The sequence below is a fragment of the Sulfuricurvum sp. genome, assembly GCF_019163035.1.
In the GTDB taxonomy this organism is placed as follows: Bacteria; Campylobacterota; Campylobacteria; order Campylobacterales; family Sulfurimonadaceae; genus Sulfuricurvum.
On the sequence record NZ_JAFLKV010000025.1, the window covers coordinates 2,369 to 7,853 of the forward strand.

General features: G+C 47.4%; 6 protein-coding genes. All 6 read right to left on the reverse strand.

Features of this window, described 5'->3' with window-relative positions; all coding sequences use genetic code 11:
- Positions 1-67: 67 nt before the first annotated feature.
- The 6 genes from JZU62_RS02270 to JZU62_RS02295 all read right to left on the reverse strand — a co-directional run bounded on the left by JZU62_RS02270 (position 68) and on the right by JZU62_RS02295 (position 5,340).
- Positions 68-1,114, reverse strand: coding sequence for a dehypoxanthine futalosine cyclase (locus JZU62_RS02270; RefSeq protein WP_295011493.1), 1,047 nt, complete (start codon positions 1,112-1,114; stop codon positions 68-70).
- A 6-nt stretch (positions 1,115-1,120) separates the two neighbouring features.
- A complete protein-coding gene (gene nusB, locus JZU62_RS02275) occupies positions 1,121-1,519 on the reverse strand; it encodes a transcription antitermination factor NusB (protein ID WP_015652717.1) in 399 nt (132 codons plus the stop codon).
- Positions 1,519-1,989: a 6,7-dimethyl-8-ribityllumazine synthase gene (gene ribH, locus JZU62_RS02280; RefSeq protein WP_294893601.1), complete on the reverse strand. Its 471-nt coding sequence runs from the start codon at positions 1,987-1,989 to the stop codon at positions 1,519-1,521. Before ribH ends, nusB begins: the two co-directional genes overlap by 1 nt.
- A gap of 106 nt (positions 1,990-2,095) precedes the next feature.
- Positions 2,096-2,890, reverse strand: coding sequence for a 3-deoxy-8-phosphooctulonate synthase (gene kdsA / locus JZU62_RS02285; RefSeq protein ID WP_295011495.1), 795 nt, complete (start codon positions 2,888-2,890; stop codon positions 2,096-2,098).
- A 47-nt stretch (positions 2,891-2,937) separates the two neighbouring features.
- Positions 2,938-4,170: an FAD-dependent oxidoreductase gene (locus tag JZU62_RS02290; RefSeq protein WP_295011497.1), complete on the reverse strand. Its 1,233-nt coding sequence runs from the start codon at positions 4,168-4,170 to the stop codon at positions 2,938-2,940.
- A 24-nt stretch (positions 4,171-4,194) separates the two neighbouring features.
- Positions 4,195-5,340 (reverse strand): aminoacetone oxidase family FAD-binding enzyme, encoded by a 1,146-nt coding sequence (locus JZU62_RS02295; RefSeq protein WP_295011499.1) that lies wholly within the window; start codon positions 5,338-5,340, stop codon positions 4,195-4,197.
- Between the last annotated feature and the right edge of the window lie 145 nt (positions 5,341-5,485).

Here is a 5,485-nt window from a genome sequence, read left to right on the forward strand (position 1 = left end):
TCAATAAAATCCAATGTGCTTGCCATAAGTGCTTGCCCTAATAATAAAATCGCTAAAAAAAAACGTGTCACTCGAACTTTTCCAATATCTCATACGCTGTATTACGAATGGCAGGAGTTTCTCCGACATCACGGATCAGATGGATCATCTCATCTTTTGCCATCCGAAATCCTGCTCCTGCACTGCGTACGACATTCTCTTCCATCATCGTCGAGCCCAAATCGTTTGCCCCAAAGTGCAATGCCATTTGACCGATGTAGGGTCCCTGCGTTACCCAGGAGCTTTGGATATTGGGGAAATTATCCAAGAAAAGGCGTGCTACCGCGAGGAGTCGGAGGTATCGGTTAGAGGATTGTTTCTCGATTTCGGGATGTTCAATCATCAATTGGGTATTCTGCCCCTGAAACGACCACATAATAAAGGCTCTAAAACCGTGTGTTTGGTCCTGAAGATCACGGATCAGATTCCAGTGCTCGATAATCTCCTCATCGGTCTCGACCGTCCCGTACATCATTGTCGCCGTTGACATGATCCCAAGCTTGTGCGCTTGGCGGTGAACATCAATCCAATCGAGTGAATCCATTTTTTTTGGAGCGATAATATCGCGGACACGGTCACTCAAAATCTCAGCCCCCGCACCTGGAATCGAGGCAAGCCCTTTGGCTTTTAGGCGAGATAGGCACTCTTGGATCGAAATATGGGAGACTTTGGCGATAAAGTCGAGTTCAATCGAAGAGAAGCCGTGGATCGTGATCATCGGATATTTGGTATGGATGTGTTCTACTAGATCTTCGTACCATTCGATTTTGAGTTTCGGGTGAACGCCCCCTTGGAACAAAATCTGCGTTCCGCCGATCTCTAAGAGTTCATCGATCTTTTGGTCAATCTCTTCAAAGGTGAGAACGTAGGCATCTTCGTCTTTCCCGTGGCGATAAAAGGCACAAAACTTGCAATCGACCCAGCAAACGTTGGTGTAATTGATATTGCGGTCTACGACAAAGGTGGTAATACCATCAGGATGAAGCTCTTTTTTACGCGCGCTCGCCATTTTCCCCAACTCTTTGAGGTCTGCATGGCGGATCAGTTCTAAGGCTTGTTCTTTACTAAGGCGCATCGGGATTTATTTGTCTCGTGAAATCGCGTCAAGTACGCCGTTAATAAATTTAGGTGATTGCTCGCTTCCGAACGCTTTGGCAACTTCAATCGCTTCGTTGATGATAACGGCAGAATCGAGTTCACCGTACATAATCTCGTATCCGCCCAAACGAAGCGTTGCACGCTCGATCGATCCCAAACGGTCAAAATCCCAATCTTTGAGATGTTTAACGATCGCTTCGTCCACTTCTGCCAAATGCTCCGTCACCCCTTTGAACAAATCAAGGGCGAAATCACGCTGTTTGTTACGAATCTTTTTCTCTTCGAGAATCTCATCACTGAAATCAGAAATCGTCTGATTTCCTAAATCATACGCGTACAATAAACTGACAACCGCCATGCGGGCTTGATGACGTGTCGCCATTACGCGCCGATCTCAGCGTATAAATCTAACATTTCGATAACAACGGTCATCGCTTCAAACCCTTTGTTCCCTGCTTTGGTTCCTGCACGCTCAATCGCCTGCTCGATAGTATCGGTCGTCAAAAGACCGAAAGAAACCGGCTTTTTGTGTTTCAAGCTTACGGTTGCAATCCCTTTGGTCGCTTCGGCAGAGACGTAGTCAAAATGAGGAGTTGAACCACGGATAACCGCACCCAATGCACATACAGCATCATATTTCCCGCTACTGAGCAATTGCTCGATTACCATCGGAAGTTCAAACGCACCCGGTGCCAAAACATGAGTCAACTCATCCGCGTTTCCGCCGTGACGTGCATAGGCATCTTTTGCCCCTTCAACCAGACGATCAACAATAAAGTGGTTCCAACGGGTACTGACGATCGCTACTCTTTTGTCCGTGCGAACACGAAGTTGTCCTTCTATTAACTTCATAAAAAATCCTTTTTTATTTTTACGCTATTGGAACACCTCCCAATAGACTACGTTAACACTGGGTTCACCTCGGCGGTGTGCCCAATACACCAAATGTATTTTTTTATTATTTTATTGCATCCAACTGCAATAGTTTTTCACTCAGCTCTTCTAACTGTTCTAATTTTAGCATATTTGGTCCGTCACTCAAAGCGCAAATAGGATCAAAGTGCGTTTCGAAGAAAAATCCGTCTACTCCGACGGCTGCCGCGGCGCGTGCGAGGTGAGGAACCATCGAGCTGTCCCCTCCTGTTTTACCTGTACCATTACCCGGCATTTGCACCGAGTGGGTCGCATCGAAAATAACAGGAGCATATTCGCGCATGATGACGAGGGAACGCATATCGACGACAAGATTGCCGTACCCGAATGAAGAACCCCGCTCACACAGCAATACACCGTGTTTTTGGGAAGCTTCGAAACTAACCTCATCGCACCCGCGTGTTTTGAGTACTTTCGCCACCGAAAAACGCATATCGGCAGGGGTCATAAACTGCCCTTTTTTGATGTTCACGATCTTGTCGGTTTTAGCCGCCGCTACGAGCAAATCGGTTTGACGGCATAAAAAAGCGGGGATTTGGAGCATATCGACCACTTCCGCTGCAATAGGCACTTGATAGCTCTCATGGACATCGGTGACGATCTTGTAGCCGAAATCGTCTTTGACTTTTTGCAAGATCCGAAGTCCCTCTTCGATCCCCGGTCCGCGATAGCTATCGAGTGACGTACGGTTGGCTTTATCAAAACTCGATTTGAAATAAAAATCAAAGCGCAGGTCATTTTGGTAACGCTCTAGGCTTTTAGCGATTCTGAAAATCGACTCTTCGCTCTCGATGACACACGGTCCGGCTAAAAGGATCATAGATAATTCCTCGATAGGTTAATTGGTGTAATTGTACTGAGAAAAAATTAAATTCCCGTGTGACATTTCGCTTTAGTTTGGGAGAGATGCACCATCGCTTTGGCACATTGACGATGGAGTCGATAATGGTACCCTCTCATAATGATCGTTTTAATCCAATAGCCTACAAGACCGCTGATCCGAATCCATCCCAACAGTGAAATCGCCGCGTATTTTCCCCCAAGAGCCACCATCATCCCCTCCATTTTCATCTGTGAACGACGCATCTCTCCCCCCTTGATCAGGGCAAGGATATTCTCTGCCGCTAAGGCACCGCTTTGTTCAGAAGTCTGCGCCGTAGGGGGGAGTAACTTTCCATCTGAACCTCGTAATTCGGCAATGTCCCCTGCCGCAAATACCCCCTGATGGTTCGGTATACGAAGATACTCATCGACAATAAGCTGTGACTTTTTATTTTTCTCGCTCTCTATCGTGGCGGTCAGCGTTGAAGCGACAATCCCCCCTGTAAATATCATAAAATCAAAACAAAGACTCTTCTCATTATTTAGGACTAACATGTGCTCTTCGACCGAAGTAATGCGCGAATGATTAATAATTTTAACCCCAAGTTCTATGAGCCGTGAAGTCGCTTTGTCAATCAGATAAGACTCCATCCCCTCCAAAACCCCCTCATGCGGGACAATCAAAAAAATATGAATATTGTCGCACGTAAGGGTGTTGTCTTTATGAAAAAGACGGATGAAATGGGCCATCTCTGCGGCAATCTCGACACCGCTAAGTCCCCCGCCGCCGATGACGACATTAAAAGGCTCACTGCACCATCCCCCCTCACTCTCCATACGGGCATACAATCTCTGCTCAAACTGGTGTTTAAACGAGAGGGCGCTGGGGAGCGTTTTCACTCCGTGTGAGTGTTCTCGCAATCCGGGGGTAGAGGTGTGAAACGCGGTACGGCTACCGCTGCAGAGGAGTAGATAATCATAAGGATGACATGAGTTTTGTCCGCTCGCACATTGATTCTCAAAATCGATCTCCCGAACGGTATCTTTGATAAACGTCACATGCTCGCCGTAACTCAGACATAAAGCGACCAAATCTATCGTGACACGACTCATCGAACACTCATTGGCGATGAGCTCGTACGCTTCGGTTTGGAGATAATGGTAGGGGTGCTGATCGATCAAAACGATGTCACATAGATTGGAAGAGGCTAACGTTTGGAGTGCATTGACCCCTGCATATCCTCCGCCGACAATAACAACACGTTTACGCTGTTCCATACTATCCTCGCTTATTTGAAAATATTATAGCGTAATTGATGAGGCACACATCACGGCGGAACTAAATGCCCACTGGAAGTTATATCCCCCTAACTCTCCCGTCACATCGACCGTCTCGCCGATAAAATAAAGCCCATCGATTTTGGTGCTTTCCATCGTAGAGGGGTTAATCTCCTCACACGCAACCCCGCCGCGACACGCTTCGGCTTTGGAGAGACCGAATGTCCCTGAGGGGGCCATCGCATAATTGCGAATACGTAAAAGCTTTTCCCACTCATCCGCATTTAATCGATTGCACGCTTTGTCCTCCAGCCCAACTGCGTCCAAAAACGCTTTCATAAAACGTTTAGGCAGAGGAATCGCAGTGGAGATGCTCTTTTTCTCATATTTCAGGGTATTCAGATCAAAATCGGGGACAAAATCGATCACGATCTCCCCTCGATGCCAATAGAGCGATGCGGAGAGGACGACCAGACCGCTGATGCCACGGTGGGCAAAAAGCAAATCTTCATCGAGGCTCTTTCCTGCCACATGGATGCGGGCGGGAAAACTGATCCCGCTGAGCTCTTTCATCCAAAACTCTTTGGGTTGCAGTGTCAGTCCTACCAGTGCAGGGGAAAACGGTACCGTTTTGATCCCGTAGCTTTGGGCGATTCTCAACCCGATATCGCTTGCACCGAGCTCTTTGTAGCTCGCTCCTCCGGTTGCGACAACAACGTTTTTAGCGCTGAATTTTCCTTTATCGGTGGTAATGACAAAAGGGGATTTCCCCTCTACGGAGAGGATTTTATGCCCCAAGAGCAAATCACAGCCGTTTGCTTTCCCTATCAAAATAGAAATCACCTCATCAGAGCTTTTCGGACAAAAATAGTATCGCTCTTTTCGGATTACCGGACGCAAACCGCCATCTCGAAAATAGTCCAAAAGCTGACGTTGAGTAAATACAGCTAGGGCCGACTTAACGAGAGTTTCATCCCCGAGATAATGGCTCTCGTCCACCTCTACATTGGTAAGGTTGCATTTACCCCCGCCGGAGGCTTTGAGTTTGAGTGCAGGTCGGTTATTCCCCTCAATGATGCCAACCGAGAGGGAGCTGTTTTGACGCAACTGCGCCGCGCACATCAGCCCGCTCGCCCCAGCTCCGAGGATAATGAGATCGTAGTGTTTCATTTAGCGCTTAATGAGCCGAAGCGCCAAACCGAGACTCAACAGTGAAATCGCCACTATATGGCCCATCTCTAACGTACGGTACCCGAGTAAAAGGTGGATAATGACCAAAACGATCCCGATGTAGAGAAATTTATACCACGATTTG

Coding starts and splice junctions, on each gene's coding strand:
- nusB (WP_015652717.1), bottom strand. CDS start 1,519: ATGGCGACACGTCATCAAGCCCGCATGGCGGTTGTCAGTTTATTGTAC.
- JZU62_RS02290 (WP_295011497.1), bottom strand. CDS start 4,170: ATGGAACAGCGTAAACGTGTTGTTATTGTCGGCGGAGGATATGCAGGG.
- kdsA (WP_295011495.1), bottom strand. CDS start 2,890: ATGATCCTTTTAGCCGGACCGTGTGTCATCGAGAGCGAAGAGTCGATT.
- ribH (WP_294893601.1), bottom strand. CDS start 1,989: ATGAAGTTAATAGAAGGACAACTTCGTGTTCGCACGGACAAAAGAGTA.
- JZU62_RS02295 (WP_295011499.1), bottom strand. CDS start 5,340: ATGAAACACTACGATCTCATTATCCTCGGAGCTGGGGCGAGCGGGCTG.
- JZU62_RS02270 (WP_295011493.1), bottom strand. CDS start 1,114: ATGCGCCTTAGTAAAGAACAAGCCTTAGAACTGATCCGCCATGCAGAC.